This is a genomic window from Rhizobium sp. AC27/96, from assembly GCF_001692325.1.
In the GTDB taxonomy this organism is placed as follows: Bacteria; Pseudomonadota; Alphaproteobacteria; order Rhizobiales; family Rhizobiaceae; genus Rhizobium.
The window spans coordinates 97914-123963 of record NZ_LXKN01000046.1 but is presented as its reverse complement, the minus strand read 5'-3'; the positions used below and the strand labels follow the sequence as shown (position 1 = coordinate 123963).

At 59.8% G+C, this 26050-nt stretch carries 26 protein-coding genes; 23 read left to right on the top strand and 3 right to left on the bottom strand.

Annotation, left to right across the window (positions count from 1 at the left end):
* The first annotated feature begins 230 nt into the window (after positions 1 to 230).
* The 16 genes from A6U86_RS25965 (at position 231) to folD (ending at position 13838) form a co-directional block, all read left to right on the top strand.
* A complete protein-coding gene (locus A6U86_RS25965; RefSeq protein ID WP_141683817.1) occupies positions 231 to 476 on the top strand; it encodes a hypothetical protein in 246 nt (81 codons plus the stop codon).
* A gap of 24 nt (positions 477 to 500) precedes the next feature.
* Positions 501 to 1985 (top strand): flagellar hook-associated protein FlgK, encoded by a 1485-nt coding sequence (gene flgK / locus A6U86_RS25960; RefSeq protein WP_068397127.1) that lies wholly within the window; start codon positions 501 to 503, stop codon positions 1983 to 1985.
* Between the two features lie 3 nt (positions 1986 to 1988).
* Positions 1989 to 3032 carry a flagellar hook-associated family protein gene (locus A6U86_RS25955; RefSeq protein ID WP_068397124.1) on the top strand — a complete coding sequence of 348 codons (1044 nt, stop codon included), beginning with the start codon at positions 1989 to 1991 and terminating at the stop codon, positions 3030 to 3032.
* 37 nt (positions 3033 to 3069) lie between these two features.
* The gene (gene flaF / locus A6U86_RS25950) at positions 3070 to 3417 is read left to right on the top strand and encodes a flagellar biosynthesis regulator FlaF (RefSeq protein WP_068397121.1); all 348 of its coding nucleotides are present in this window, start codon (positions 3070 to 3072) and stop codon (positions 3415 to 3417) included.
* Positions 3414 to 3866 (top strand): flagellar biosynthesis repressor FlbT, encoded by a 453-nt coding sequence (flbT, locus tag A6U86_RS25945; protein ID WP_068397118.1) that lies wholly within the window; start codon positions 3414 to 3416, stop codon positions 3864 to 3866. The genes flaF and flbT overlap by 4 nt, the downstream gene beginning before the upstream one ends.
* The gene (gene flgD, locus A6U86_RS25940; protein ID WP_068397115.1) at positions 3854 to 4342 is read left to right on the top strand and encodes a flagellar hook assembly protein FlgD; all 489 of its coding nucleotides are present in this window, start codon (positions 3854 to 3856) and stop codon (positions 4340 to 4342) included. Before flbT ends, flgD begins: the two co-directional genes overlap by 13 nt.
* Before the next feature lie 32 nt (positions 4343 to 4374).
* Positions 4375 to 4641, top strand: coding sequence for a flagellar biosynthesis protein FliQ (fliQ, locus tag A6U86_RS25935; protein WP_068397112.1), 267 nt, complete (start codon positions 4375 to 4377; stop codon positions 4639 to 4641).
* Positions 4642 to 4792: 151 nt separating this feature from the next.
* Entirely contained in the window at positions 4793 to 6880 is a 2088-nt protein-coding gene (gene flhA, locus A6U86_RS25930) for a flagellar biosynthesis protein FlhA (RefSeq protein ID WP_068397108.1), read from the top strand.
* A complete protein-coding gene (gene fliR / locus A6U86_RS25925) occupies positions 6877 to 7629 on the top strand; it encodes a flagellar biosynthetic protein FliR (RefSeq protein ID WP_068397105.1) in 753 nt (250 codons plus the stop codon). The genes flhA and fliR overlap by 4 nt, the downstream gene beginning before the upstream one ends.
* Before the next feature lie 72 nt (positions 7630 to 7701).
* Positions 7702 to 8121, top strand: coding sequence for a hypothetical protein (locus A6U86_RS25920; RefSeq protein WP_068397102.1), 420 nt, complete (start codon positions 7702 to 7704; stop codon positions 8119 to 8121).
* Positions 8122 to 8253: 132 nt separating this feature from the next.
* Positions 8254 to 8847 carry a rod-binding protein gene (locus tag A6U86_RS25915; protein WP_068397099.1) on the top strand — a complete coding sequence of 198 codons (594 nt, stop codon included), beginning with the start codon at positions 8254 to 8256 and terminating at the stop codon, positions 8845 to 8847.
* A gap of 13 nt (positions 8848 to 8860) precedes the next feature.
* Complete coding sequence (locus A6U86_RS25910) at positions 8861 to 9229, top strand: hypothetical protein (RefSeq protein ID WP_068397097.1); 369 nt, start codon at positions 8861 to 8863, stop codon at positions 9227 to 9229.
* A complete protein-coding gene (locus A6U86_RS25905) occupies positions 9226 to 9753 on the top strand; it encodes a hypothetical protein (protein WP_068397095.1) in 528 nt (175 codons plus the stop codon). The genes A6U86_RS25910 and A6U86_RS25905 overlap by 4 nt, the downstream gene beginning before the upstream one ends.
* Before the next feature lie 202 nt (positions 9754 to 9955).
* Positions 9956 to 10792, top strand: a complete 837-nt coding sequence (locus A6U86_RS25900; protein WP_068397092.1) for a WecB/TagA/CpsF family glycosyltransferase — start codon at positions 9956 to 9958, stop codon at positions 10790 to 10792.
* A 100-nt stretch (positions 10793 to 10892) separates the two neighbouring features.
* Positions 10893 to 12821, top strand: coding sequence for a succinoglycan biosynthesis transport protein (locus tag A6U86_RS25895; protein ID WP_068397089.1), 1929 nt, complete (start codon positions 10893 to 10895; stop codon positions 12819 to 12821).
* A gap of 117 nt (positions 12822 to 12938) precedes the next feature.
* Positions 12939 to 13838, top strand: coding sequence for a bifunctional methylenetetrahydrofolate dehydrogenase/methenyltetrahydrofolate cyclohydrolase FolD (gene folD, locus A6U86_RS25890; protein ID WP_068397086.1), 900 nt, complete (start codon positions 12939 to 12941; stop codon positions 13836 to 13838).
* 109 nt (positions 13839 to 13947) lie between these two features.
* On the opposite strand, the gene A6U86_RS25885 is transcribed toward folD, so the two are convergent.
* Positions 13948 to 14973, bottom strand: a complete 1026-nt coding sequence (locus A6U86_RS25885) for a substrate-binding domain-containing protein (protein ID WP_068397898.1) — start codon at positions 14971 to 14973, stop codon at positions 13948 to 13950.
* Between the two features lie 310 nt (positions 14974 to 15283).
* On the opposite strand from A6U86_RS25885, the gene A6U86_RS25880 reads away from it, so the two are divergent.
* The 6 genes from A6U86_RS25880 (at position 15284) to A6U86_RS25855 (ending at position 22305) form a co-directional block, all read left to right on the top strand.
* Positions 15284 to 16645, top strand: a complete 1362-nt coding sequence (locus A6U86_RS25880) for an ABC transporter substrate-binding protein (protein ID WP_068397083.1) — start codon at positions 15284 to 15286, stop codon at positions 16643 to 16645.
* A 124-nt stretch (positions 16646 to 16769) separates the two neighbouring features.
* Positions 16770 to 17786 carry a carbohydrate ABC transporter permease gene (locus A6U86_RS25875; protein WP_068397080.1) on the top strand — a complete coding sequence of 339 codons (1017 nt, stop codon included), beginning with the start codon at positions 16770 to 16772 and terminating at the stop codon, positions 17784 to 17786.
* A gap of 1 nt (position 17787) precedes the next feature.
* Positions 17788 to 18951, top strand: a complete 1164-nt coding sequence (locus tag A6U86_RS25870; protein ID WP_068397077.1) for a carbohydrate ABC transporter permease — start codon at positions 17788 to 17790, stop codon at positions 18949 to 18951.
* Between the two features lie 35 nt (positions 18952 to 18986).
* The gene (locus tag A6U86_RS25865) at positions 18987 to 20639 is read left to right on the top strand and encodes an alpha-glucosidase family protein (RefSeq protein WP_068397074.1); all 1653 of its coding nucleotides are present in this window, start codon (positions 18987 to 18989) and stop codon (positions 20637 to 20639) included.
* 23 nt (positions 20640 to 20662) lie between these two features.
* Positions 20663 to 21754, top strand: a complete 1092-nt coding sequence (locus A6U86_RS25860; RefSeq protein ID WP_068397071.1) for an ABC transporter ATP-binding protein — start codon at positions 20663 to 20665, stop codon at positions 21752 to 21754.
* A 197-nt stretch (positions 21755 to 21951) separates the two neighbouring features.
* Positions 21952 to 22305: a hypothetical protein gene (locus A6U86_RS25855; RefSeq protein ID WP_068397068.1), complete on the top strand. Its 354-nt coding sequence runs from the start codon at positions 21952 to 21954 to the stop codon at positions 22303 to 22305.
* 19 nt (positions 22306 to 22324) lie between these two features.
* On the opposite strand, the gene A6U86_RS25850 is transcribed toward A6U86_RS25855, so the two are convergent.
* Positions 22325 to 22933, bottom strand: a complete 609-nt coding sequence (locus A6U86_RS25850) for a TetR/AcrR family transcriptional regulator (protein ID WP_068397065.1) — start codon at positions 22931 to 22933, stop codon at positions 22325 to 22327.
* Between the two features lie 211 nt (positions 22934 to 23144).
* Between A6U86_RS25850 and A6U86_RS25845 the strand changes: the two genes are divergently transcribed.
* Positions 23145 to 24071 (top strand): DUF3313 domain-containing protein, encoded by a 927-nt coding sequence (locus A6U86_RS25845; RefSeq protein WP_068397894.1) that lies wholly within the window; start codon positions 23145 to 23147, stop codon positions 24069 to 24071.
* A gap of 42 nt (positions 24072 to 24113) precedes the next feature.
* On the opposite strand, the gene edd is transcribed toward A6U86_RS25845, so the two are convergent.
* Positions 24114 to 25937 carry a phosphogluconate dehydratase gene (edd, locus tag A6U86_RS25840; protein ID WP_068397061.1) on the bottom strand — a complete coding sequence of 608 codons (1824 nt, stop codon included), beginning with the start codon at positions 25935 to 25937 and terminating at the stop codon, positions 24114 to 24116.
* Between the last annotated feature and the right edge of the window lie 113 nt (positions 25938 to 26050).

The window sequence follows — 26050 nt, the reverse complement described above, 5'->3', positions numbered from 1 at the left end:
CCCGGGCCTTTGCTTTGCCGGCGCGCCTGGCCATCGCCCGGATCCTATGGTGCGTTGTTTCTTACATTTCTCCGCCATCTCGCGGCGTACGCGGGCATGGCTCAGCTTCCCGCTGCGTCATTTTGCGATGATCGTTTTTTCGTCTTCTCAGACAGCTTCACGCAAGGCCCGCCACCTACTCTTGGTCGCATCAAGGATAACGAGGATTCCAGATGAGGAATTTCGACAGCATGAGGACCGCGAGTGCGGAGCGGAATGTACAGACGGTTCGTCTGGGCACCGCTTTCGGCATCGGCGCCAGTGCGATGTCGCCTCATGATGGCTTCGTCGTATCTCAGAACGCTTACAGACGGTCGTTCGCGGTCATTTCGGAGACCTTCTCACGGGATACAAACGACAATCTGGAGTCCGCCGGCCTCATTCTGATGGGCTATCCCGACACATCCGGCGCGCCATCGGCCAATCTGCGGCGCTAAAACGAATAGGGTATCGAGTCAGTCATGTCGCTCACAACAGCTCTCAATAACGCGCAGGCAATATTCAACAATACCGGCACGCAGAGCAGTGTCGTGTCGAACAATATCGCCAATGCGAGCAACACGGATTATTCGCGTCGGCAGGCTGTGCTGACGACAAACGGCGCCGGCGCACAGGTCGTCAAGATTGCCCGCAGCGACGAGCCGGCGCTGCAGAAGGCATATCTTGCCAACGCGTCTTCGGATGCCGCGCAGCAGCTGCTCCTGAATGCCTACAGCAACCTTCAATCGACGACGCTCGGCGGCAACGACAATGAGATCGCGCCCTCGACCTATCTTTCGGCTTTCCAGACCGCGATGCAGACCTATTCGGGGTCGCCATCCAGCACGACTGCGGCGCAATCCGCCATCAATGCGGCCCAGAGCCTTGCCACGTCACTCAACAATGCCACGACCGCCGTACAGAACGCCCGGTCCGACGCCGACAAGCAGATCAGCTCCGACGTCGATACGCTGAACGGCCTGCTGAAGCAGTTCCAGGACGCGAACGATGCGGTGAAGTCCGCGAGCACGGCCGCCGGTCCCACGTCGAATGCGCTTGCCGATGCGATGGATCAGCGCGATTCGATCCTGAAGCAGATTTCGCAGATCGTCGGCGTTACGCCTGTGACGCGCGGCAATAACGACATGGCGCTTTACACGTCGAGCGGCACGACTCTGTTCGAGACCATTCCGCGCACCGTGACCTTTACGCCGACGAATTCCTATACGGCCGGCACCACCGGCAACAGCGTCTATATCGACGGTGTTGCGCTCACCCCCGGCCAGGGCGCGACCACGACCGCACAGGGCACGCTTCAGGCGGCGCTTCAGGTTCGCGACGATGTCGCCCCGACCTATCAGAAGCAGCTCGATGAAATTGCGCGCGGCCTGGTGACGACCTTCGCGGAGACGAACAGCGATCCGACAAAGCCGACACTTCCTGGTCTCTTCACCTGGAGCGGCGGCACCGTTCCGACCGGCGCTACCGCCGTTGCGGGCCTCGCTGGCTCGATAACCGTTAATTCGAAATTAGTCACGTCTCAAGGTGGCAATCCGTCATTGCTGCGTGATGGTGGTATTAACAACACCTCGACGGAAACCGGCTACACCAAGAATACCAGCGGTGACAGCGGCTATTCTACACAGCTTGATGCCTACATCACTGGCATGAATACGAAGATGAACTTCGACCCGAAAGCTGGCTCCGACAGCAAAGCCAGCCTCATGGACTATGCATCCAGCTCTATCGGCTGGCTTGAGGGACAGCGCAGCTCGGCGACGACAGCGGCCGAAAATACCTCTGCGGCCGTATCGCGTTCCTCGACTGCCTATTCGAATGCGACCGGCGTCAACCTCGACGAAGAACTGACGCTGATGATGGATATCGAGCAGTCCTACAAGGCTGGAACCAAGATATTGAACGCAGTCAACGAGATGCTTCAATCGGTACTGGATATTGCGAGCTAAGCCATGAAACTCTCATTCATTTCAAGCCAAGCCATTCAGAACGCCATGCGCCAGACGATCCGTCAGGCGCAGAATGAAATGACCAGTGCGTCGACCGAGGCAACCACGGGCGTTTATGCCGACATCGGCGTCGCGTTGGGTAGCAATACCGCGCTCAGCGTCAACCTTACGAGGGATGTGTCGCGCATTGATTCCATTCTCGGCAGCAATTCGATTGCAAACCAGCGGATGACATCGTCGCAGACTGCCCTGACCGGCATGGGCACGCAGGCGCAGAAGCTGATGGATCAGCTGGTGGCTTTGCGCGGAAATACCGACAGCACGAGCATAGCGCTGACCCAGCAGGTCGCGACCTCGGCACTGTCGAGCGTCATCGCGTCGGGCAATACCATGGTCAACGGCGAATATCTCTTCGCCGGCACCAATACCGACGTGCAGCCGATGACGGATAAATCCGCGTCGACGAATGCAGCGATCCAGACGGCACTGTCCGCTTATGCGACAGCCAATGGCACGACGATAGACAAGCTCACCGGCGCTCAGATGAAGGATTTCATCACGACCAAGGTCGAGCCGATGTTCACATCCGATAGCGGCTGGGCGAGCTGGTCCAGCGCCTCGGATCAGAACATGACGAGCCGGATCAGCAATTCGGAAGTCATCGAAACCTCGACGAATTCCAACTCGGCGGGCATGCGCTACATGGCGCTTGCAAGCACGGTCGCCAATGCATTGACGGGCACGACGCCGGCGCTCAACCAGGATGCGCAGAACGCCGTTACCGATCAGGCCATCAGCTACGCGCGCCAGGCGATCGATGGCTTGAACAGCCAGGCAAGCCAGCTCGGCCTCTCGCAATCGCGCCTGACGGATGCGAACACGACGCTGAATGCGCAGAAGACCATTCTGAATACCAACATAGGCGACCTGACGGGCGTGGATCCCTATGAGGCCTCGACCAAGGTCAATAGCCTCCAGACCCAGCTTGAGACCGCCTACACCATTGTCTCGAAGATCCAGCAGCTAAGTCTTGTAAATTACCTTTGATGATCAAAGGGAAGGAATGACCAGGAAGGATGCATGAATGTATCAGTTCTCATATGCGGAAGTCCTGCAGGATGCAGTGGCCGACGCCAAGGAAAGAGAACGGCAAGTTCTGGACCGGTCGGTAGCTCTTCTCTCTGCGGCCCGTGATGCGGGGAAATACGGCCGCGAGGCGATTGAGGCTCTCTACTATACGCGGCGCGTATGGGTCAGCTTTGTCGAGGACCTTAAAAGTCCGGAGAACCAGCTCAACGTCGAACTACGGGCCAACCTAATATCGATCGCCATCTGGATTTTGAAGGAATGCGATCGAATCCGGCGGCGCCAGTCGGAAAACTATCAAGGCATCATCGATGTCACCACCATCATCAGGGATGGACTTAAATGAAAAGTACGCTTCGTATATCGCTTAAAGCCGGGGAAAAGATTTTTATCAACGGAGCCGTCCTGCGCGTCGATCGCAAGGTTGCTCTGGAATTCCTGAATGATGTGACATTCCTGCTTGAAAACCACGTGCTTCAGCCCGAGGAAGCCAAGACGCCGCTGCGCCAGCTCTATTTCATCGCGCAGATGATCCTCATCAATCCCGAGGGCAAGGAGCAATCGACGGCGATGTTCCGCAAGTCGATCGTCATGCTGCTGTCGTGCTTCCACAATGAGGAAGTGCTGGCCGAGCTGAAGCGTATCGACGGCCTCGTCGCCACCGGTCGCGCCTTCGACGCCTTGAAGGCGATCCGGGGGCTCTACCCGGTCGAGGACAGCATTCTGAACAATCAGGAAATGCCGGCGGCTACGATCGAGCATATCCGCCGGGAGATTGCTCCATGGCAGCGGTAGACGCCGTTAACAATAACAGTTCTTCGAGCAATTCAGCGCAGAATGCCGCTACGGCGGGTGCCAGCGCTACCCTGAACTACAATAACTTCCTGCAGCTCCTCATCGCACAGATGAAGAACCAGGATCCGACCGCGCCGATGGATGCCACCCAGCAGATTTCCCAGCTGGCAAGCTTCTCCCAGGTCGAACAGCAGATCCAGACGAACTCGCACCTGGAAACGGTGTTGCAGAACCAATGGATCTCGCAGGCCTCCGATTATATCGGCAAGCAGATCATGAGCGCCGACGGCAAGACCACGGGCACGATCAAGGAAGTGACCGTCTATACGGACGGTATCATTGCCCAGACCAGTGCCGGCGACAAGATTCTCATTCAGGCCGGCGTAACGATCGCTCCGGCCGGTACTGTCATTGATACGCCGTCGTCGTCGAGCGATAGTAGCACCGATGATTCGTCGGATTCGTCCGGCAGCTAATGAGTAGCTGCTGAACTAGGGGTGAAGATGCCATGAATGAAGCCGATGCATTGGATATCTTCCAGGCAGCGATCTGGACGGTGCTTGTGGCTTCAGGCCCGGCGGTTCTAGCCGCCATGGTCGTCGGCCTCGTGATCGCCTTGATTCAGGCTCTGACCCAGGTGCAGGAAGCGACGTTGACCTTCGTGCCGAAGATCGTTGCCGTGATGGTGACGATCGGCATTACCGCACCTTTCGTCGGCTCGCAGATTTCGATCTTCACCAATCTCGTCTTCTCCCGCATCCAGTCCGGCTTCTAGAGATCGGGTCCGAGGGTCGAAACGACCTTTCGGATCATGTGTTGTGCTGGCTATAAGCCATTCTCGCGCAAGCTTCGCCTTCTAAAGATCGGTCCGAATGGGCAAATGGGTCAACCGTTTGCCCCCTCTCATGAAGAGATGGAAACGGTCGATGGCACAACCACCCGCATTAGCACTTCCCAAAGCCAATCCCAGCGTTCGTGATATCGGGTTCGCCCTCGGTATCATGGTCATCCTTTGCGTGCTGTTTCTGCCGATTCCGCCGTTTCTGATCGACCTTGGTCTCGCCTTTTCGATCGCGCTTTCAGTGCTGATTCTCATGGTGGCCTTGTGGATCAAGAAGCCGCTGGAGTTCTCGTCCTTCCCGACGATTCTTCTGATCGCGACGATGACGCGCCTGGCGCTGAACATTGCGACGACACGCGTCATTCTCTCGCATGGCTACGAAGGACACGATGCCGCCGGCGGTGTCATTGCAGGCTTTGCCAGCCTGGTCATGTCGGGTGACTTCGTCATCGGTCTGATCGTCTTCATGATCCTGATCACGATCAACTTCATCGTCATCACCAAGGGCGCGACGCGTATCGCCGAAGTCGGCGCCCGTTTCACCTTGGATGCGATCCCCGGCAAGCAGATGGCCATCGACGCCGATCTCTCGGCCGGCCTGATCGATGAGAAGGAAGCACAGCGGCGGCGGCGCGAGCTGGAGGAGGAGAGCTCCTTCTTCGGCGCCATGGACGGTGCCTCGAAGTTCGTGCGCGGCGATGCCGTCGCCGGTCTTCTGATCACCTGCATCAATATCTTCGGCGGCATCATCATCGGTTATTTCCGCCACGGCATGCCGATTGGCCAGGCCGCAGACGTCTTCGTCAAGCTTTCGGTCGGCGACGGTCTGGTTTCGCAGATGCCGGCACTTATCGTGTCTTTGGCAGCCGGCCTTCTCGTTTCGCGCGGCGGTACGGCCGGCTCGACCGATCAGGCGGTTCTGAACCAGCTGAGCGGCTATCCACGTGCGCTCGCCGTGTCGGCGGTGCTGATGGGCATTCTGGCCGTCATGCCCGGCATGCCGTTCCTGCCTTTTGTATTCCTTGGTGGCCTGCTGGCTGCCGGCGCCTGGTTCATTCCGCGCCAGATCGAAGCCGAGAACAAGCTTCGCCGCGATGCCGAAGAGCAGAAGGTGATGCAGACGAAGGAGATGGAAAAGGACTCGGTCAAGTCGGTGCTGAAGACCGCCGAGATCGAACTGGCGCTCGGCAAGATCGTCTCCACCCGTCTGCTCGGCGCGCATCAGGAACTGGCCTTCCGCGTCGGCAAGATGCGCAAGAAGTTTGCGACCCAATACGGCTTCGTCGTGCCGGAGATCAAGGTGATCGACGACATGGGCATCGCCGACAAGTCGTATCAGATCCGCATTCACGGCACGACGATCGCTTCCAATATGCTGCGTGTCGGCGAAGTGCTCGTCGTCACCGGTTCGGGCCGCAAGCCGACCGTTCCCGGCGACGAGATTCGCGAACCAGCCTTCGGCATGCCCGCGGTCTCCGTGCTCGAGGCCTTCGTCGACGACCTGAAGCGTGAGGGCTTCCAGCCGATAGACAATGTCTCCGTGGTGCTCACCCACATGAGCGAGGTCATCCGCAACAACCTGCCGGCGCTGCTCTCCTACAAGGACGTGAAGATCCTCATCGAGCGGCTTGACCCGGAATACAAGAAGCTCGCCGACGAAATCTGCTCGTCGCACATGTCCTATTCCGGCCTGCAGGCAGTGCTCAAGCTCCTGCTTGCCGAGCGCGTCTCCATCCGCAACTTGCACCTCATTCTCGAAGCGGTTGCCGAACTGGCGCCGCACGTGCGCAAGACCGAGCAGATCGTCGAGCATGTGCGCGTCCGCATGGCGCAGCAGCTCTGCGGCGACCTGGCGGACAATGGCGTTCTGCGCGTCCTGCGCCTCGGCAGCAAATGGGACCTGATCTTCCATCAGGCGCTGAAGCGCGACCAGAAGGGCGAAATCGTCGAATTCGACATCGATCCGCGCAGCCTGGAAGAGTTCAGCGAGCAGGCGGGCAAAGTTATCCGTGAATACATGGACCGGGGCATGCCCTTCGTTCTTGTCACGTCGCCGGAAACACGCTCCTATGTGCGCATGATCATCGAACGCCTGTTCGCGACCCTTCCGGTTCTGTCGCATGTCGAATTGGCCAAGGGGATCGAGATCAAGATTCTGGGTTCGATTTCATGATACCTGACCCTCAGGGGACCATTCTGGCGGTGTTCGTCGCCTTCTGCCGCATCGGCGGCTGCATAATGGTGCTCCCTGGTTTTTCGTCCGGTCGCATACCGATGCAGATCCGGCTGCTGCTTTCCGTGGCTCTGTCCATGGCCATTTTGCCGCTGCTCTGGAACACGATCTATCCGGCAGTGGCAAATAGCGGTGCAAGCTATATCCGCCTGATCTTCACCGAGACGATCATCGGCGTGATGTATGGCATGATGGCCCGGATTTATACGCTGGGCCTGCAGTTCGCGGGCACGGTCATATCGATGTTGATCGGCTTCAACGCGCCGGCCGGGGCGGACATCATCGAAGATTCAAGCGAGACGTCGCTGACCGGCCTCATCAGCTTTTGCGGGCTGATGATTCTCTTCATTCTGGATTTTCACCATTACGTCCTGCAGGCGCTGGTCGATTCCTATTCCGTCATTCCGTTCGGCGGCCAGATCGAGCCGCGCGCCGCGCTCATTTCCATCACCGATACGCTGGAAACTACCTTCTTCATCATGCTGCGCTTGTCGAGCCCGTTTCTGCTCTATGGCCTGATGTTCCAGATTTCGATCGGCTTCATCAACAAGCTGGCGCCGCAAATTCCGATCTACTTCATTTCCACGCCCTATCTGCTGATGGGCGGCCTTTTCATGCTCTATCTCAGTATCGCGGCGATGATCAGTCAATTCTCCAATGCATTCCTCACCGTCTTCAACGGGCACTAGCCCATGAACAGGAAAGCCATGAAGCATAGTCCCGAGACGGTCGCGGTGATTCGAATGGCGGGCGAGTAGGCCATGGTGGAAAGAAGCCGTTCCGAGAAATTGAAGCGCCTGGTCGCGATGCAGCGACATCTGGAGCGCATCGCCGAGAACGAGCTTGGCGAGACGACCCGTCAGCGCTCCGATGTTACGGCGTCGATGGAAAGGGTCATGGATGCGATCGGCTCGGCCGATCCCGTGCACATGGCGTTCTCCATTCATTACGCCGAACGCTACGGCCGGCTGATGGTCAGGGATCAGCAGCTGGAAGGCATCCAGACGATGATTCAGATGAAGGTCCAGCAGGAACGCACCAAAGCCGACCGGCTGGAAGAGCATATGAAGGACGCCCGCGAGCTCGAAATGCGCGAAGCGGACGATAATGCGGTCTACGATATCATCGATCAGCGCTTTGCCGGCGCAACGCCAGCCTCCAGCAAGGTTCAAAAATCATAATCGTCACGATCATGGAGCAGCAGGTGCATCGTTGGGTTGCCTGCCCGCTCCGACCGTTTGATTCGACATGCCCCGGCGCGAGCGTTGCATCGCGTATTTTCGGGGGAATGCGATAGCAGAAGGAGACGTGACGTGGCTATTTCGCCTCCGAGTGATTTGGTGCTTGATGTGGTCAAGGCCGCCAACCCGGCCGATGTCGAGGTGGCTCAGGCCAAGCTTGCCGCCAACAAGGCTGCTTTCGCCGCCACCAGCCTTGCCGAAAACGGCAGCGGCTTCGGGGCCGCCTTCAGTGCGCTGAACAGCGCCGCGACCCAGGCCGGCCTTGCCAATGCGAACACCCATAGCAGTCCGACGAAAGTGCCGCAGGTCTATCGCAAGTTCGAAGCCATGATGATGCAGAACTTCGTGAAGAACATGCTGCCGAGCAGCGAAACGCTCTATGGCAAGGGTTCGGCAGGCGAGATCTGGAAAGGCATGATGGCCGAGCAGCTCGGCAACACGATCGCCAAGAATGGCGGCGTCGGCATCGCCGAGAAGATGTATCAGGAACAGGTCACCAAGATGCGCAATACCGGCGCCATCAACTCGGCGACCAATGAGAACGACAAGAAGATGGCGTTGAGCGCCGTCACGGATTTTCAGCGCAAGACGCTTGCCGCGACTGACGCCAGCGATGGCGACACGAGCATTACCAATCAGAATACGCTGACGTCCCAGAAAGCATAAGCGAGGTAGCACCATGGAAGTGATGTCACAGGACTATCGGATCAAGTCTGTCCTTGGCCGTCTGGAGATGATTATCGACAACGAGAACAATCGGATCGGCAGCGACCCGGAATTCGATCTGAAGGTCTCGAACGCGCACAAGAGCCGCTGCCTCTACGAATTGTCGATGCTGTTTCGCGATACCGATCCCGCGGATCTCGCCGTCGCCCACATCGAGCAGCTTCACGGGCTGAAGAAGAAACTGGTGCTCAATGCGCGTCGCGTCGAAGCGCATCTTGAGGCGGTTCGCGCCGTCGCCGACATTCTGAAGAATGCGGTGCAGAATGCCGATGCGGACGGCACCTATTCGCAGGAGCAATTCCGCGTCCGTGAGGCCGGATGATCAAGCTCGTCCTCACCGGCCTGTGGGTCTGCGCCGTAACATTGGCTTCGGTCTATTTTTCGGTGCAGACGGCGACGGCGCCCGCGGTCAGTCCTGATGACGCTAAGAAGGCGCAGCAGGAACTGGTCAAGGGCGAATCGATCAATGTTCCCGTGATCGCCAACGGCCAGGTGACCGGCTATTTCCTGACGCGCATCTCCTTCATGATGGAGAAGGGCAAAGCCAATGCGCTTCAGATCCCATTGCCCGAGCTGACGACCGACGAGCTCTTCTCACTGCTCATCGGCAACAAGGCGATCGATATCGCCCATACGCAAAGTTTCGACGTCGCCGCTTTTCGCAGCGATCTGAAAAAGCGGATGAACGAACGGCTTGGCGGCGACTATGTTGCCGACGTGCTGATCCAGCAGCTGGACTATCTCTCCAAGGAAGAGACGCACGGCGGAGAAACCGTCGGCAAGAAAACGGTCAAGCCGGTCAAGATCGTGCAGGATTCGGCCACGGACAAGGTTCCCGCGGAGTAGATGCTCCGGCGACGGCATATTTAACAAATCCTTGATGAACTCACGCAATTGCGGCGATTTATCCTAACGGAAGGTTGGGATTGCTTTGCTATAAACACCTCCCAGCGATGCTTTTATCATTGCCGCAGCACGAGCGATGAATAGGCAAAGCCTAGAACGTCGGCCTCAGTCATCTTGGCGAGGCCGGCAGGAGGTTGTTGGATTGAACCAGGTTGCTGATTTTGCTGTCGTAGCGTCACGCCGTATGATCTTCGATCTTCCGGTCTGCGATCTCGATTGGGAGGATGCGCTGACCTTCGTCAACGAGCTTGCATCCTTGCCGGTCGGACAGACATCGATCTCCTTCGTCAATGCGCACAACATGTTGATGATGTTGCGCGACGAGAGCTACCGTGAGGTTCTGGAGCGCAACCTCGTCCTGCCCGATGGGGTCGGTCTCGATATTGCGTCGCGCGTCGCTCACGGAGAATCCTTTCCCGCCAATTTGAACGGTACGGATTTCGTCCCGGCGCTGCTCACCTTCATGGAACGGCCGAAACGCATTGGCCTTTTGGGTGGCCGTCGCTCCGTTGTGGAGAAGGCTGCGGAAAAGCTTCGACAGCACACGCCGTGGCATGAATTCGTCGTTGTCTCCGACGGCTTTTTCAATCCGGCTCGCAGCAATGCGATAACAGCCGAGATCAGCCGGCAGAAGATAGACGTGCTGATCGTCGGCATGGGCACGCCGTTGCAGGAAAAATGGGTTGCTGAACATGTCGGCCCCCAGCATGCACGGCTGGTCCTGACGGTGGGTGCCCTGTTCGATTTCATCTCGGGCACTGTACCGCGCGCTCCGGCACTGGTGCGCGCAATGCGCAGCGAGTGGCTGTTCCGCCTGGTCCTGGAGCCGGGCAGGTTGTGGCGGCGTTATATGTTGGGCGTGCCGATCTTCCTTTACCAGGTTATCAGGCATCAGTTCGGCCGCAAGCAGCGGATCGGTCGGGTGGAGACACAGCACACGCGGCCTCGGCTCATGCCGCCGGATAAATTAGCAAGTTGATAATTGCGGGCATGGCGTTAACTCTTTCTTTGGCATGAAAGTTTAGAGTGGGTTAACTATTTGCACTGGTCTTGCGACCATGCGTCCGAGATGACCCGCCATGTACGAAAGCAAAGCCAGGACCGGATTCTACCCTGACGATGCAGAAGCCCAGCAGGCTTCGCATGGGCCAGGCCGACATAATTCCGCTCATCTCGAAGACGATAGCTTTCGCAGCCGCACTGATCTGCGCGCTGCCAATTCCGACGATCCGCGTGATGCGCAGTTGCGGGCGCTCCTGCGCAGAAGGCTGGATGGCGATCCCTATCCGGTGTCGGGTGGAAGAGCGCCCGCGCCGGAAGAAGCACCGCCGGCCCAGCCATTGGCCGAGCATGTCGGCAGCATCCTCAGCCGCCGCTACGCCGAGCATGAGCCGGCTGGCAAGCAGCCCTTGGAGCCTGTCTCCGATCTGCTGGAGTTTGTGCCCGATCTGCTTGATGGTGGAGCCGAGCCTTTCGAGTACATCGCCGAACCGGCCTTGCCCGAGCCTTCATCCCGATCCCGTAATTGGTCTTTGAGTCTCCGTTCCCTCGGCTTTGTCATCGCGACGGCACTGGTGGGAGCGGCCATCCCGACAATGCTTGCCTCGCCGCCGCTTTACATGTCGCAGGCTTTCCTTCATGCCGAAGGCGAGGGCGGGGCGCGCCAGGCGGTGCTGGATGTCGCGGCAAAGCGTGTGGTCGCCCCGGCCACGCTCTCGGATGTCGTCGCCAGGTTGAAGCTGGATCGAAACCCGGAATTCAGCGGGAGCCGTGCCGGCGCCCTTGGTGTTGCCATCGAGCTTCTGTCCGGCAGCGGCAATGCCTCGGACGCGCCTTCGCGGGCGCAGGCGGCTCTTCGCAAAGGCGTAGCCGTCGGTATTGACGATGCGACCGGCCTCTTGCGGCTGTCCGTCACGTCGGGTGATCCGCTTCTATCCGCTGAAGTCGCCAATCGTCTGGCCGTCGCCGCCATCTATGATGCGGCGGTCGTGCAGGCCGCCGGAGCATCCGGCGCAGGCGGCACAGCGGTCGATCGCAGCCGCAAGGAGCTTGATCGCGCCTCGGCCGCACTTGCCAGTTTCAAGGCTCAGTATGGCGAAGACAAGATAACGGCGGCCGTGGCTCTTCAACAGCAGCGTCAGCAGCTGGATAATGACATCAAGGCGGCGGAACTGGCGGTGCGTAGCGCCAGAGCCAATGTCTCGGCAGCGAAAGCCGCAACGCCCGCTTCCCTGATGAGCGGTGCATTGCCACCGGATCTGGCCGCAGCTGGCCTCGATGATATTCGCAGCCGCTACAGCGCCGCCAAGGCGCAGCTCGCCCAGCTTGCGATCCAGCTCGGCCCGCGCCATCCGCGCCTGCTCGCACAGCAGGCGACAGTGAATGATCTTGCCGCTGGTATCCGTAGCCAGCTGCAGCGGCTTGTCGTCAGCAGCGATGCGGCGTTGAAAGCCGCTCTTGCGCAGCAGGACGCGCTTTCCGCGCGCATGACCGCGCTCAGTCAGAAGGGCGTCGATGTCGACATCGCCCATCTTACGCAATTGCAGGAGGCAGTTGCCGCCGCGCAAGCTCGCTTTGAGGCCGACCAGCAAAGCGCCGTTTTCGCTCCGCCGGAAGCCAAGCCGCCGATGACGGTGATTTCGCAGGCCGTCGCGGCCGTCGCGCCGCTTGACGACAATCTCGCCGGCAATCAGGCGATCGGCTTTCTGGCCGGTCTCGGCCTGTCGCTCTGCGTGATCTTCCTGCGAAAATCGCGGGATGACGTCACGTCAGCGGAAGACCATGAGGTCGAGGAAACCGGCGTACGCGATCCCGTTTTCCCTGATCTTATCGAGCCGGCATCTACGGTGCTCCCCGATCCCTCTCATGATCCGGCCGCGGTCGCTGTTACGGATATCGAAGCCCGACCGGTCAGTCTCGATGAATGGGCGGGCATTCAGGAAGAGCTGGCGCTGCTGCGTGCCAAAGTCCAGACATATGCGGCTCGCAGGCATGCCGGGATCGATTGATCCGGCCGCCGTTTCTCCTTGCAATTACCGCTTTCAGACACCATAGGGCGTTGGCAGGCAATTCCAGCGCGCCGATGATTTGTAGATTGGCGCCGAGTTCATATCGGAGAGACCATCGTGACGACAGTGATCGACGGCAAGGTTGCAGCGGCTTCGGTGATCGAGGCTGTGAAGGTGGCGGCGGCAGGGCTTGAGACGGAGACCGGCGTGAAGACCGGGCTTGCGGTCGTCATCGTCGGCGACGATCCGGCCAGCCACGCCTATGTGAATTCCAAGAGCAAGATGGCCAAGGAATGCGGCTTCAAATCGGTGCAGCACACGCTGCCGGCCGAGACGACCCAGGAAGCGCTTGCAAGCCTCGTGGCATCGCTGAACGAAGATCCGTCCATCCACGGCATTCTGGTGCAGCTGCCGCTGCCGAAACATCTGGATTCCGATCCAATCATCCAGTCGATCCGGCCGGACAAGGATGTCGATGGATTGCATGTCGTCAATGCCGGGAAGCTGGCAACCGGCGATCTCGAGACCGGGCTGATCTCCTGCACGCCGGCCGGCGCCATGCTTCTGGTGCGCCGTATCCATGGCGACGACCTGTCGGGACTGAACGCCGTGGTCATCGGCCGTTCCAACCTGTTCGGCAAGCCGATGGCGCAATTGCTGCTGAATGCCAATGCGACAGTGACGACGGCGCATTCGAGGACGAAGGATCTGGCCTCGGTCTCGCGCGGTGCAGACATTCTGGTGGCGGCTGTGGGACGTCCAGAGATGGTCAAGGCTGACTGGATCAAGCCAGGCGCGACTGTTATCGATGTCGGCATCAACCGCATTGCGGCACCGGAGCGGGGCGAGGGCAAGAGCCGGCTGGTGGGCGATGTCGCCTATGCCGAAGCCTCTGACGTTGCCGCTGCCATCACGCCGGTTCCGGGCGGTGTCGGACCGATGACCATTGCCATGCTTATGGCCAATACCGTCATTGCCGCTCATCGCACCGCGGGAAAACAGCCACCGAAGTTCTAGAGCAATTCCAGGAAAAGTGTGCAGCGGTTTTCCGTCTGGAGTTGCGTAAAAACAACAGCTGAGAGCGGTTAGGTATTTCCGTGAAACGCTTGACCGCTATAAGCCGACCTCAAGCGTCCGGCGCGACGCCGGTCGAGGCGCGGACGATCAGCTCCGTCTTCCAGAGCTCCTGCGATGGAAACTCGTCGCTATGCTTGATCTCGCCGATCAGCCGTTCGGCAATCCGGTTGCCGGCGGCACGCAGCGATGAGCGCGTCGTCGTCAGCGGTACGGTGAAATTTTCCGGCTTCAGCAAAGTCAGCACGTCGTCATGGGCGATCAGCGAGATGTCTTCGCCCAGCTTGAGCTTTGCCTGGTTGATGGCACGCACTGCGCCGAGCGCCAGCACGGTACTGGAACAGAGGATAGCGGTTGGACGCTGCTCCATCTGCAGGAGGCGCTCCATGACGAGAAGGCCTTGTTCGTCCGTCATGGCCGTGTGGCTGACACAGGCCTCATCCAGCGTCAGGCCCCGTTCGGCAAGTGCCGCCTCGACACCGTTCTTCCGGCGGATGGCGAAATCGAGATAGACCAGGCCGTTCAGCAGCGCGAAGCGCTTGTGCCCAAGCTGCAGCAACAGCTTCGTGGCATCGTAGAAGGCGGCCTCGTTGTCGATGTCGAGATAGGGGTAGTCCGGCTCCGAGCCGATGGAGCGCCCATGCACGAGGAAGGGGATGGAGAGCGTCTTCAGCATCTCCAGACGCGGATCGTGGCCGCGCAGATAGTTGACGAATAGGGCATCGACATTGCCGCTCGCCGCCAGCCGTCTCAAGGCGCCGACTTCGTCGTTCGGATCTGCCGGCGTCAGCACGAAATGGAAATCATGCCGCAAGGCCTCTTCGCCGAGCCCGGTCAGGAATTCGCTGAAATGCACGTCGGACGAATTGCCGGGTGAGGTCGGCATGACAAGTCCGATCGAGCCCGCCTTGCCGGTCGCGAGCCTCTGCGCCGCCTTATTGGGCCGATAGCCGGTTTCCCGAACCGCTTTGAGGACGCGCTCGCGCGTCTCGCGATTGACCTCCGGATATCCGTTCAATGCCCGGCTGACTGTCGTCTGCGACAGCCCCAGCATTTGCGATAGCTGTTTCAGATTCACGAATTTCGGCTCCTCCAACTCCTGCCGCTAAGATGCCAACGTAACCTCCCGAAACGTCCACGGCTTCCAAAGCGCTTTCAATTATGTAGCAGGCGGAGCGCGTGAGACAAGACGATTGGCGAAAATATTGGCGGTTATTTTATGCTGCAATGCGAGATTTTCCGTGTATACGGGCCGAAATCTGAAAATCGCTTGACTTTCTCCTGTCCTCAATGGATGAGAGAAGGTAGCCAAAGCGCTTTGAGGAACGGAGCGCGCAGCACGATATCGTGTTTCGGCTCGTGGGTTTTATGTTTGGGAGGACAACCACATGAAGAAGTTGTTTTTGATGACCGTTGCCGCCGCCGCTTTGATGGCAGGCACGGCGATTGCTGCCGATCTGAAGTTCCAGCCCGGCCAGGATGCCAAGTTCAATTGGAGGAGCTATGACGACTTCAAGGCCGCTCATACGGACCTGAAGGGTGAGACGCTCACCATTTTCGGCCCCTGGCGCGGCGAAGACGAAGCGCTCTTTACCAGCGTCCTCAACTATTTCACCGAAGCGACGGGCGTGAACGCCAAATATTCGTCCTCGGAAAATTACGAGCAGCAGATCGTTATCGACACGCAGGCCGGCTCGCCGCCGAACGTCGCCATCCTGCCGCAGCCGGGTCTTCTCGCCAATCTCGCCAGCAAGGGCTATCTGACGCCGCTCGGCGATGACCTGGCCTCCTGGGTCAAGACCAATTACGGCGCCGGCGACAGCTGGGTCGGTTATGGCACCTACAAGGGCAAGGACGGCAAGGATGCCTTCTACGCCTTCCCTTATAAGGCCGACCTGAAGTCGCTGGTCTGGTATGTACCGGAGAACTTCGAAGAAGCCGGCTACAAGGTTCCCACCACGATGGAGGACCTGCTCAAGCTTTCCGACCAGATCGTCAAGGATGGCGGCACCCCCTGGTGCATCGGTCTCGGTTCCGGTGGTGCCACCGGCTGGCCGGCAACCGACTGGGTCGAAGATCTGATGCTGCGCCTGAACTCACCGCAGGATTATGATCACTGGGTCGACAACACGTTGAAGTTCAACGACCCGAAGGTCGTCGCCGCAATCGAGGCATTCGGCACGTTCGCGAAGAATCCGAAATACGTCGCCGGTGGCGTCGCAGCGGTTGCTTCCACGGACTTCCGCGACAGCCCGAAGGGTCTCTTCTCGGTGCCGCCGAAGTGCTACCTGCACAAGCAGGCATCCTTCATCCCGTCCTTCTTCCCGGACGGCACCAAGCTCGGCCAGGATGCGGACTTCTTCTACTTCCCGCCCTATGCCGCACATCCTGAACTCGGCAAGCCGGTCGAAGGTGCTGGTACGCTTGCGACCATCACCAAGGACTCGAAGGCCGCTCGCGCCTTCATCCAGTTCCTGCAGACGCCGATCGCCCAGGAAGTCTGGATGGCGCAGTCCGGCTTCCTGACGCCGTACAAGGGTGTCAACACGGCCGCCTATGCCAACGATACGCTGCGCAAGGAAGGTGCACTTCTGACCTCCGCGACCACGTTCCGCTTCGACGGGTCTGACCTGATGCCGGGCAAGATCGGCGCCGGTTCGTTCTGGACAGGCATGGTGGACTTCGTCGGCGGCAAGTCCGCACAGGATGTTGCCGACGGCATCCAGAAGTCCTGGGACGCCATCAAGTAAGACTTAACGAGCCAAGCGTCGCCGGCAGGTTCCGGCGACGCCATGCACCATGTCGCGGCGCGCATTTCGTGCGCGGCCGATGTCGGACGGGTGGTCTCAAGAAGGTCAATTCGGGGAGGGAAGGATGTTTTCGCAGATCGTGTCGGCGATTGGAGCCATGATATTCGGCGTTGCCTTTTGTGCCGCCTATTTCTGGTGTTCCAACAAGCTTCTGGACGTAATTTTCCCGGCAAAGGAAGGGACCGAGGTCCATGCGGCCGCCGTCAACCTGCGCCGCCGTGGCCTGATCCGCCCCTGGCTCTTCCTGGGCCCGGCGATTTTCCTGCTGGTCGTCTACCTCGTCTATCCGGTGATCGCGACCCTCATCCTGTCCTTCTACGGGCCTGACGGCAGCCAGTTCGTCGGCGGCGCCAATTATGTCTGGGCCTTCTACGACACCGAATTCCGCCAGTCGATCTTCAACAACATCCTCTGGCTCGCCGTCGTGCCGGCCGCCTGCACCTTCTTCGGCCTCGTCATCGCCGTCATGACCGACCGCATCTGGTGGGGCAACATCGCCAAGGCCGTCATCTTCATGCCGATGGCGATTTCCTTTGTCGGCGCCTCGGTCATCTGGAAGTTCATCTACGAATATCGCGGCGGTACAGACGCGCAGATCGGCTTGCTGAATGCCGTCGTCCAGCTTTTCGGCGGCACGCCGGAGGTCTGGATCACCATTCCGTTCTGGAACAACTTCTTCCTCATGGTCATGCTGATCTGGATCCAGACCGGCTTTGCCATGGTCATACTGTCGGCTGCATTGCGCGGCATCCCCGAGGAAACCATCGAGGCAGCCGTCATCGACGGCGCCAATGGCTGGCAGATCTTCTGGAAGATCATGGTTCCGCAGGTCTGGGGCACGATCGCCACCGTCTGGACCACCATCACCATTCTCGTCCTCAAGGTCTTCGACATCGTGCTCACCATGACCAACGGTCAATGGAACACGATGGTGCTCGCCAACCTGATGTTCAACTGGATGTTCCGCGGCGGCGGCGACAGCGGCCGAAGCGCCGTTATCGCGCTCGTCATCATGGCGGCTGTGACGCCGATCATGATCTGGAACATTCGTCGTGCAAACGCAGAAACGAAGGGGCGCTGACATGATTGGAACTCTCGGTCGCATCGGCCCCGCCCGCATCTTCGTTCATGCCGCGGTGCTGCTCATCGTTCTCCTCTGGCTGCTGCCGACGCTCGGCATCTTCGTCACCGCTATCCGCGACAAGGACCAGATCGTCGTCTCCGGCTGGTGGACGGCTTTCTCCGGCTCGTCGCAGACGGCGGCCGTCCGTCTCGATGGCCCGGACAAGGCAAAACAGGACGGCGCCAATTACGTTATCTCGGGTACGGTTGCCGGCGAAGGCAACAGCGGCAACGGCAAGATCCAGTCCTTCGGCCTGCGCGTGCAGGAGCCGGCTGCCTACAAGGTCGGCTCAGCCGCCGATCTCGGCAATGGTGAAACACTCACGGTCAATGCTGATGGCAGCTATCGCTATCAGAAAACCGGTCCTTTCGAAGCCGACGCCCGCAGCAAGCGCGTCTATCTGACCATCGCCACACCGCCGCAGTTCACCTTCGACAACTATCGCTCCGTGCTTGGCGGTGAGGGCATCGGCCAATCCTTCATCAATTCGCTGACGGTGACGATCCCGGCAACGGTCATTCCGATCCTGATCGCCGCTTTTGCTGCCTATGCGCTTGCCTGGATGGATTTCCCGGGCCGCGCCTTGCTGATCGCGCTCGTGGTCGGCCTGATCGTCGTGCCGCTGCAGATGTCGCTGATCCCGCTTCTGCGCATCTATAACGAGATCGGCCAGATCTTCGGCGTACCATCGAAGACCTATCCGGGCATATGGCTCGCGCATACGGCCTTCGGCCTGCCGCTCGCCATCTATCTGCTGCGCAATTACATTGCCGGCCTGCCGAAGGAGATCATCGAATCCGCGCGCGTCGATGGCGCCAGCGATTTCGACATCTTCGTCAAGATCATCCTGCCGCTATCCTTCCCGGCTCTGGCCTCCTTCGCGATCTTCCAGTTCTTGTGGGTCTGGAACGACCTGCTGATCGCCATGGTGTTCCTCGGCACGGACAAGGATCACCTGGTCCTGACGGCGGCCCTGAACGCGCTGCTCGGTTCTCGCGGCGGCAACTGGGAAATCCTGACGGCCTCGGCTTTCGTTACCATCCTTATTCCGCTCCTCGTCTTCTTCGGTCTGCAGCGCTATCTCGTGCGCGGTCTGCTCGCCGGGTCGGTGAAGGGGGGCTGATCCAAGACCATCCCAATCCAACAGGACCTACTAGCATGAGCATTGCCCCTCAATCGATTTCGGCCGTTGACAAGGACTGGTGGCGCGGCGCGGTGATCTACCAGATCTATCCGCGCTCCTACCAGGACTCGAATGGCGATGGCATCGGCGACCTCAAGGGGATCGCCGTTCGGCTGCCGCATGTTGCGGCCCTCGGTGTCGACGCGATCTGGGTCTCGCCTTTCTTCACCTCGCCGATGCGCGATTTCGGCTATGACGTCTCCAACTATGAAGATGTCGACCCGATCTTCGGCTCGCTCGCCGATTTCGATGCGATGGTCGCGGAAGCCCACCGCCTCGGCATCAAGGTGATGATCGATCTAGTGCTGTCGCACAGCTCGGATCGTCATCCCTGGTTTGTCGAAAGCCGCTCGAGCAGAGACAATCCCAAGGCCGACTGGTACGTCTGGGCCGATGCCAAGCCGGACGGCACCCCGCCCAACAACTGGCTGTCGATCTTCGGCGGCTCGGCCTGGGCGTGGGATCCGACCCGCATGCAATATTACATGCACAACTTCCTGACCTCGCAGCCGGACATGAACCTGCATAATCCGGAAGTGCAGGACAGGCTGCTGGATGTCGTGCGTTTCTGGCTCGACCGCGGCGTCGATGGCTTCCGGCTCGACACCATCAATTTCTACTTCCATGACAAGGAATTGCGCGACAACCCGGCGCTGGAACCTTCCCGCCGCAACGCCTCGACGGCGCCGGCGGTCAATCCCTATAATTTCCAGGAGCATCTCTACGACAAGAACCGTCCGGAGAACCTGAAGTTCCTCAAGCGTTTCCGCGCCGTCCTCGATGAATATCCGGCGATTGCAGCCGTCGGCGAAGTGGGTGACAGCCAGCGCGGTCTCGAGATCGTCGGCGAATACACCTCCGGCGGCGACAAGATGCATATGTGCTACGCCTTCGAGTTTCTGGCACCCGACGCTCTGTCACCGGAGCGTGTCGAAGAGGTGATGAAGGATTTCGATGCCGCCGCTCCCGAAGGCTGGGCCTGCTGGGCATTCTCCAACCATGACGTCGTGCGCCACGTCAGCCGCTGGGGCAGCCTGGTTGCCGACCGCGATGCCTTCGCCAAGCTCTACGCAGCGCTGCTGCTGACCTTGCGCGGCTCCGTCTGCCTTTATCAGGGTGAAGAGCTGGCGCTCACCGAAGCCGACCTTGCCTATCAGGATCTGCAGGACCCCTATGGCATCCAGTTCTGGCCGGAATTCAAGGGCCGCGACGGCTGCCGCACACCGATGGTCTGGGACAGCCAGGTCGCACAGGGCGGCTTTTCCACGGTCAAGCCCTGGCTGCCCGTGCCTGTCGAACACATCCTGCGCGCGGTCAGCGTGCAGCAGGGCGACGAGAACTCGGTGCTGGAGCAGTATCGTCGCTTCCTCGCCTTCCGCAAGCAATATCCGGCCTTCGCCAAGGGCGAGATCGCCTTTGTGGATCCGCAGGGCGACATACTCATCTTTACCCGCACCTACGGCAACGAGACCATTCTCTGCGCCTTCAATATGAGCGCGGTCGAAGCGCTGGCAACCTTGCCGGAGGGGCAGTGGCAAGCGTTGACGGGGCATGGCTTTAACAGCAACAACTACGGCAACAAGATCGATATTCCGGCATGGGGCGCTTATTTCGCGCGTCTTGCCTGAGCCCTTGGGAGGAGGAAGAACACATGACGGGACTTGTTCTGAAGGATATAAGAAAATCCTATGGCAACGTGCATGTTCTGCACGGCATCGATCTGGAGATCAACGAGGGTGAATTCATCGTCTTCGTGGGTCCTTCCGGTTGCGGCAAGTCCACCTTGCTGCGCATGATCGCCGGGCTGGAGAGCATCACCGCGGGCGACATGCTCATTGCCGGGCAGAAGGTGAACGAGGTTCCGCCTTCCAGGCGCGGCATCGCCATGGTCTTCCAATCCTACGCGCTCTATCCGCACATGACGGTCTACGACAACATGGCATTCGGCATGCGGATCGCCGGCGAAAGCAAGCAGGAGATCGACCGTCGCGTTCGCGCGGCAGCCGCCAGCCTGCAGCTCACCCAATATCTCGAACGTCTGCCGAAAGCTCTCTCGGGTGGCCAGCGTCAGCGCGTCGCCATCGGCCGCGCCATCTGCCGTAACCCGAAGGTCTTCCTCTTCGACGAGCCGTTGTCGAACCTGGATGCCGCGCTTCGCGTCGCGACCCGCATCGAGATCGCCAAGCTCAGCGATTCCATGCCCGAGACGACGATGATCTACGTCACCCACGACCAGGTGGAGGCCATGACGCTTGCCGACCGCATCGTCGTGCTGTCGGCCGGCCGCGTCGAGCAGGTGGGCGCGCCGCTCGAACTCTACGAACGCCCGGCCAACCTCTTCGTCGCCAAGTTCATCGGCTCTCCGGCGATGAACATCATTCCGGCGACCGTGACGGACACCGGCGCGACGACGACCGTGACGCTTAAGGGCGGCAAGTCGGTGACGCTGGATGTGCCCACGCAGGCGTCCGAGAAGGGCAAGTCCGCGAGCTTCGGCGTTCGCCCGGAGGACCTGCGCATTGCGACCGACGAAAACTATCTTTTCGAAGGCGAGGTCTCCATCGTCGAAGCGCTCGGCGAAGTGACGCAGCTCTATATCGAAGGTCTGGTGGATGGCGAGCCGATCATCGTCAAGATCCCGGGCATCACCGATATCCAGCGCGGCCACAAGATGCGCTTTGCCGCCGACCGACAGAAACTGCATCTCTTCGATGCCGATGGTCATAGCTATCGCAAGCAATAGTTGACCGCATTTACGAAACGACGCCGGCCCAAGCAAAGACCAACGACAAAATTCAATTTGGGCCGGCGCCTTCAAACCTTCTGTTAAAGACCCGCTGATAGTCTCGTCCCTGAAATATACTCCAGGGATTTACTCAGATGGCTGCTTTCGGCAGAGCTAATTCAGGTCAGCATTTCCTTAATAAAGAAGAATCCTTCATGTATGACCGCGAAGTGCGGTTCCGCATGGAAGACACGATGAACGCGGCGCGGCTGGAATACACCGAAAAGGGTGTGATGAACCTGGCCTCTCGCCGCTGCGATATCATCCGCATTTCGCAGAGCAGCGCCGTTCTGGCGATCCTCACCCAGTATAATCTGCCGAAGCAATTCTACCTGGATATTCCCGACGCGCGCATCAGCAAGGTCGGCTGCGTGCTGATGAAGGTCTTCCCCAACAACACGGTGGAAGTCCGTTTCCTGCGCCTCCTCACGGAGAAGGAAATGAACAAGATCTTCGTCTACAGCACCCACCCGGCGCACAAGAACCGCGTGCTCGATATCAGGGCATGACCGGGATCCCGAAATAAAGTTATGACCGGACGGCGGATCGGATTTCTTCGCGGAATTTCGTGAGCGCATCTTCAACGTATTCGATCAGCGGCCGCCTGCCATCTTGCTCGATCCAATTGTCGACCGCCATGCGCGTTGGACTTACCGATATCATCGAAATCAGCCGCAATCCGTCCTTGTCCTTGGCTGGAAACAACTCGCACAGGCTCTCATAGACAGCCTGTTCGAGCTGCAGGTAGTTGCCGTGTCTGCGGGCGCGCAATGCCTCGCTTTGCCGCATAAGGCGGGCGGTCGCCAGAAGCTCCGGGCCCTGCAGGCGTGTTATGAGCTTCCGTATCGCGTCATGGACGACATCGATCGGTTGCTTGGCCGAGTCGCTCTCCAGAATGCAGGCCCTGATCCTTTCCATATGCCCGCGTTGATGAGCGAGTAGAATCTCGTCCTTGCTCTTGAAGTAATAGAAGAAGGTCCGACGGGAGATACCGGCTGCCGCCGCAATGTCGTCGAGGGTCGTTTCCTGATAGCCCTTCGAAAGAAAGGATTTCAGTCCAGCATCCACAATACGTTGAAATGTCAGCCGCCGCTTTTGTTCGCGCAGGCTTTCCGGTTTTGAGGCGGGGTCTTGCATGGCTCAATTCTGCCATAAATCATCGCAGCGTACAAACCATGGCGCCTTGCTTCGCCACGCATGCCTCGTTTTGCCACCGCTATTTCCGGCGAAATAATTCTGCATCCTCGTTCACCAACCGCCGCAAAGTAGCCAACATTAATTTTTACACCAAGTGTAATATTTAATGTTGGCACGAAAACCCTGAGGGGTGCGGGAGAGCGATACGTCAATGTCAATCAACCTAATCACGGATCATGAAACTGCTGCGATATCAGGTTCACTCGCCGCCGCAGGCGTCAGACCCGGTCGGTTCAACATAGTGACGATCGTTCTTTCGATGAGCCTATTGGCGGGCTGCGCTGCCGCGCCATTGGATCGTTCAGGATCCCTGCGATCCTATGACGGTCTGACGAAGTCGAATGGGCTCGTCGCCCACTCGCTTCTGAGGGTGAGCAAGGACGATGTTCTGGCGGCAAAGACCGTGAAGATCATTCCCACTGCCTTTTCGATGCAAGCCGAAAGCGCTGCTTTCACATCCGCGCAGCGAAATCTCGTCACCAACGCCGTCGACAGGACGCTTTGCTCCAGCCTGAGCGAACGCTTCGTCGTTGTCGGTCTGTCGGAACCGGCTGATCTGACCGTTCGCGCCGTCGTGACCCAGGTGAAGGCTACAAACGCGACGGCCGTCGGTGCGTCGAAGGTCGCATCGGTGGCGAAAAGCGTGCTGCTGCCTGGCGTCCCCGTGCCTGTTCCGCGCATTCCGATCGGCATGGGCAGCCTTTCGCTCGAGGCCGAGGCGCTCGATCGCCAGGGCGTGCAGAAGGCCGTCATGATCTGGGGACGCGGCGCCAACGCATTTCTCGATTCAGGAACCGTCGCCAAGGAAGGCGACGCCTATAGTCTGGCTGCGAAATTCGGCGACGATTTCAGCAAGCTCTTGGTCAATGGCAAGACGCCGTTCGGAACGATGCCTTCCATGCTTTCCAAAGCGAAACTGGCGGCCCTCGTCGGGCGCGCTCCGAAATACGAGGCATGCAAGGTCTTCGGAAAATCGCCGGGTGTCGCGGGCTTCGTAGGATCACGCCTCGGCCTTCCGCCGAAATGGACGGACAAGGCTCCGGAGAATGCAGAGGCAACGGCATCGAAGGCCCCCTGATCGGCCTTCGATGCAGTCCTACCAAATTCCGGTGCCGCAGCCTTAATGGCGGAACAGGACGCTTGCGCCCTGGTCCGCCGGCCCGGAGGCGTGGCGGAAGGGAGCGAAGAGCTCGCGGCCCATGCCGAATTCGTTTTCGGAGAGGTCCGCGGTCACCGGTTCGCGTTCGGCCATGTCTGCGGCGTCGACAAGCACTTCCAGCGTGCCGGCGATCGCGTCGATGCGGATCATGTCGCCTTCGCGGATGCGGGCGATCGGGCCGCCGTCAACGGCTTCTGGCGTGACATGGATTGCAGCCGGCACCTTGCCCGATGCGCCGGACATGCGCCCGTCGGTCAGAAGCGCCACGCGGAAGCCGCGATCCTGCAGCACGCCGAGCGCCGGCGTCAGCTTATGCAGTTCGGGCATACCGTTGGCCTTCGGGCCCTGGAATCGGACGACCGCAACGAAGTCGCGGTTCAGCTTGCCGTCCTTGAAAGCCTGCTGCATCTCCAACTGGTCGTGGAAGATCACGGCCGGTGCCTCGACGATGTGGCGTTCCAGCTTAACCGCCGAAATCTTGATGACCGCCTTGCCGATATTGCCGCGCAGCATCTTCAAGCCGCCGCTGCCCTGGAACGGTGTCTCGATGCTCGCCAGCACCTTCGGGTCATGGCTCTTCTCCGGCGCAGGCTCGCGGGCGACATTGCCGTCGGCGCCAAGCTTGACGTCGATGGAGTAGTTGCCGAGGCCATGGCCGTAAACGGTGCGCACGTCGTCGTGCAGCAATCCCTTCTTCAAGAGCTCCTTGATGAGAAAGCCCATGCCGCCGGCTGCGTGAAAATGGTTCACGTCGGCAAGCCCGTTTGGATAGACGCGGGCAAGCAGCGGGATGATGTCGGAAAGTTCGGAAATATCCTGCCAGGTCAGCACGATGCCGGCGGCGCGCGCCATGGCGACGATATGCATCGTGTGGTTGGTAGAGCCGCCTGTCGCATGCAGGCCGACGACGCCGTTGACGATCGAGCGCTCGTCGATCATCTCGCCGGCGGGTGTGAATTCATTGCCCATGGCGGTGATCGCAAGCGCACGCTTGGTTGCCTCGCGGGTCAGTGCTTCGCGCAGCGGCGTGCCGGGGTTGACGAAGGATGCGCCGGGCATATGGAAGCCCATGATCTCCATCAGCATCTGGTTGGAATTGGCGGTGCCGTAGAAGGTGCAGGTGCCGGGACCATGATAGGACTTCGATTCCGCTTCCAGCAGTTCGGCGCGTCCGACCTTGCCCTCGGCATAGAGCTGGCGCACGCGCGACTTCTCGTCATTCGGCAGGCCCGAGGTCATCGGCCCGGCCGGAATGAAGACGGCTGGCAGGTGTCCGAAGGAGAGGGCGGCGATGACGAGGCCGGGCACGATCTTGTCGCAGACGCCGAGGAAAACGGCCGCATCGAACATGTTGTGCGAGAGGCCGACCGCTGCCGACATGGCAATCAGGTCACGCGAGAACAGCGAAAGCTCCATACCCGGCTGTCCTTGCGTGACGCCGTCGCACATGGCGGGCACGCCGCCTGCTACCTGGGCGATGCCGCCGACTTGCGCCGCTGCCTCGCGAATGATCGCGGGGTAGGTCTCGAATGGCTGATGCGCCGAGAGCATGTCGTTGTAGGAGGTGATGATTCCGAGATTGGGCACGCGGTCACCCGCCAGTGCATCCTTCTCGGAGGGGGAACAGACTGCGAAGCCATGCGCGAGGTTGGCGCAGCCGAGCACGGAGCGCTGCGCGCCCTTCGTTGCAGCGTTGCGCAGGCGGTCCAGGTAGCGCTCGCGTGTCGGCTTCGAGCGCTCGACGATGCGTGCGGTAATCTTGGAAATGCGGGCGTCAGCGGCCATGGTCGATCTGCCTCCGTCTGTTTGCGCTGTGCCCCGGAAGATCGCCTCGGATCTGTCTCGGTTGAGGGCATGGCGCGGGGTCAAAAGTCAATGCTTTTCCGATACGCCCTTGC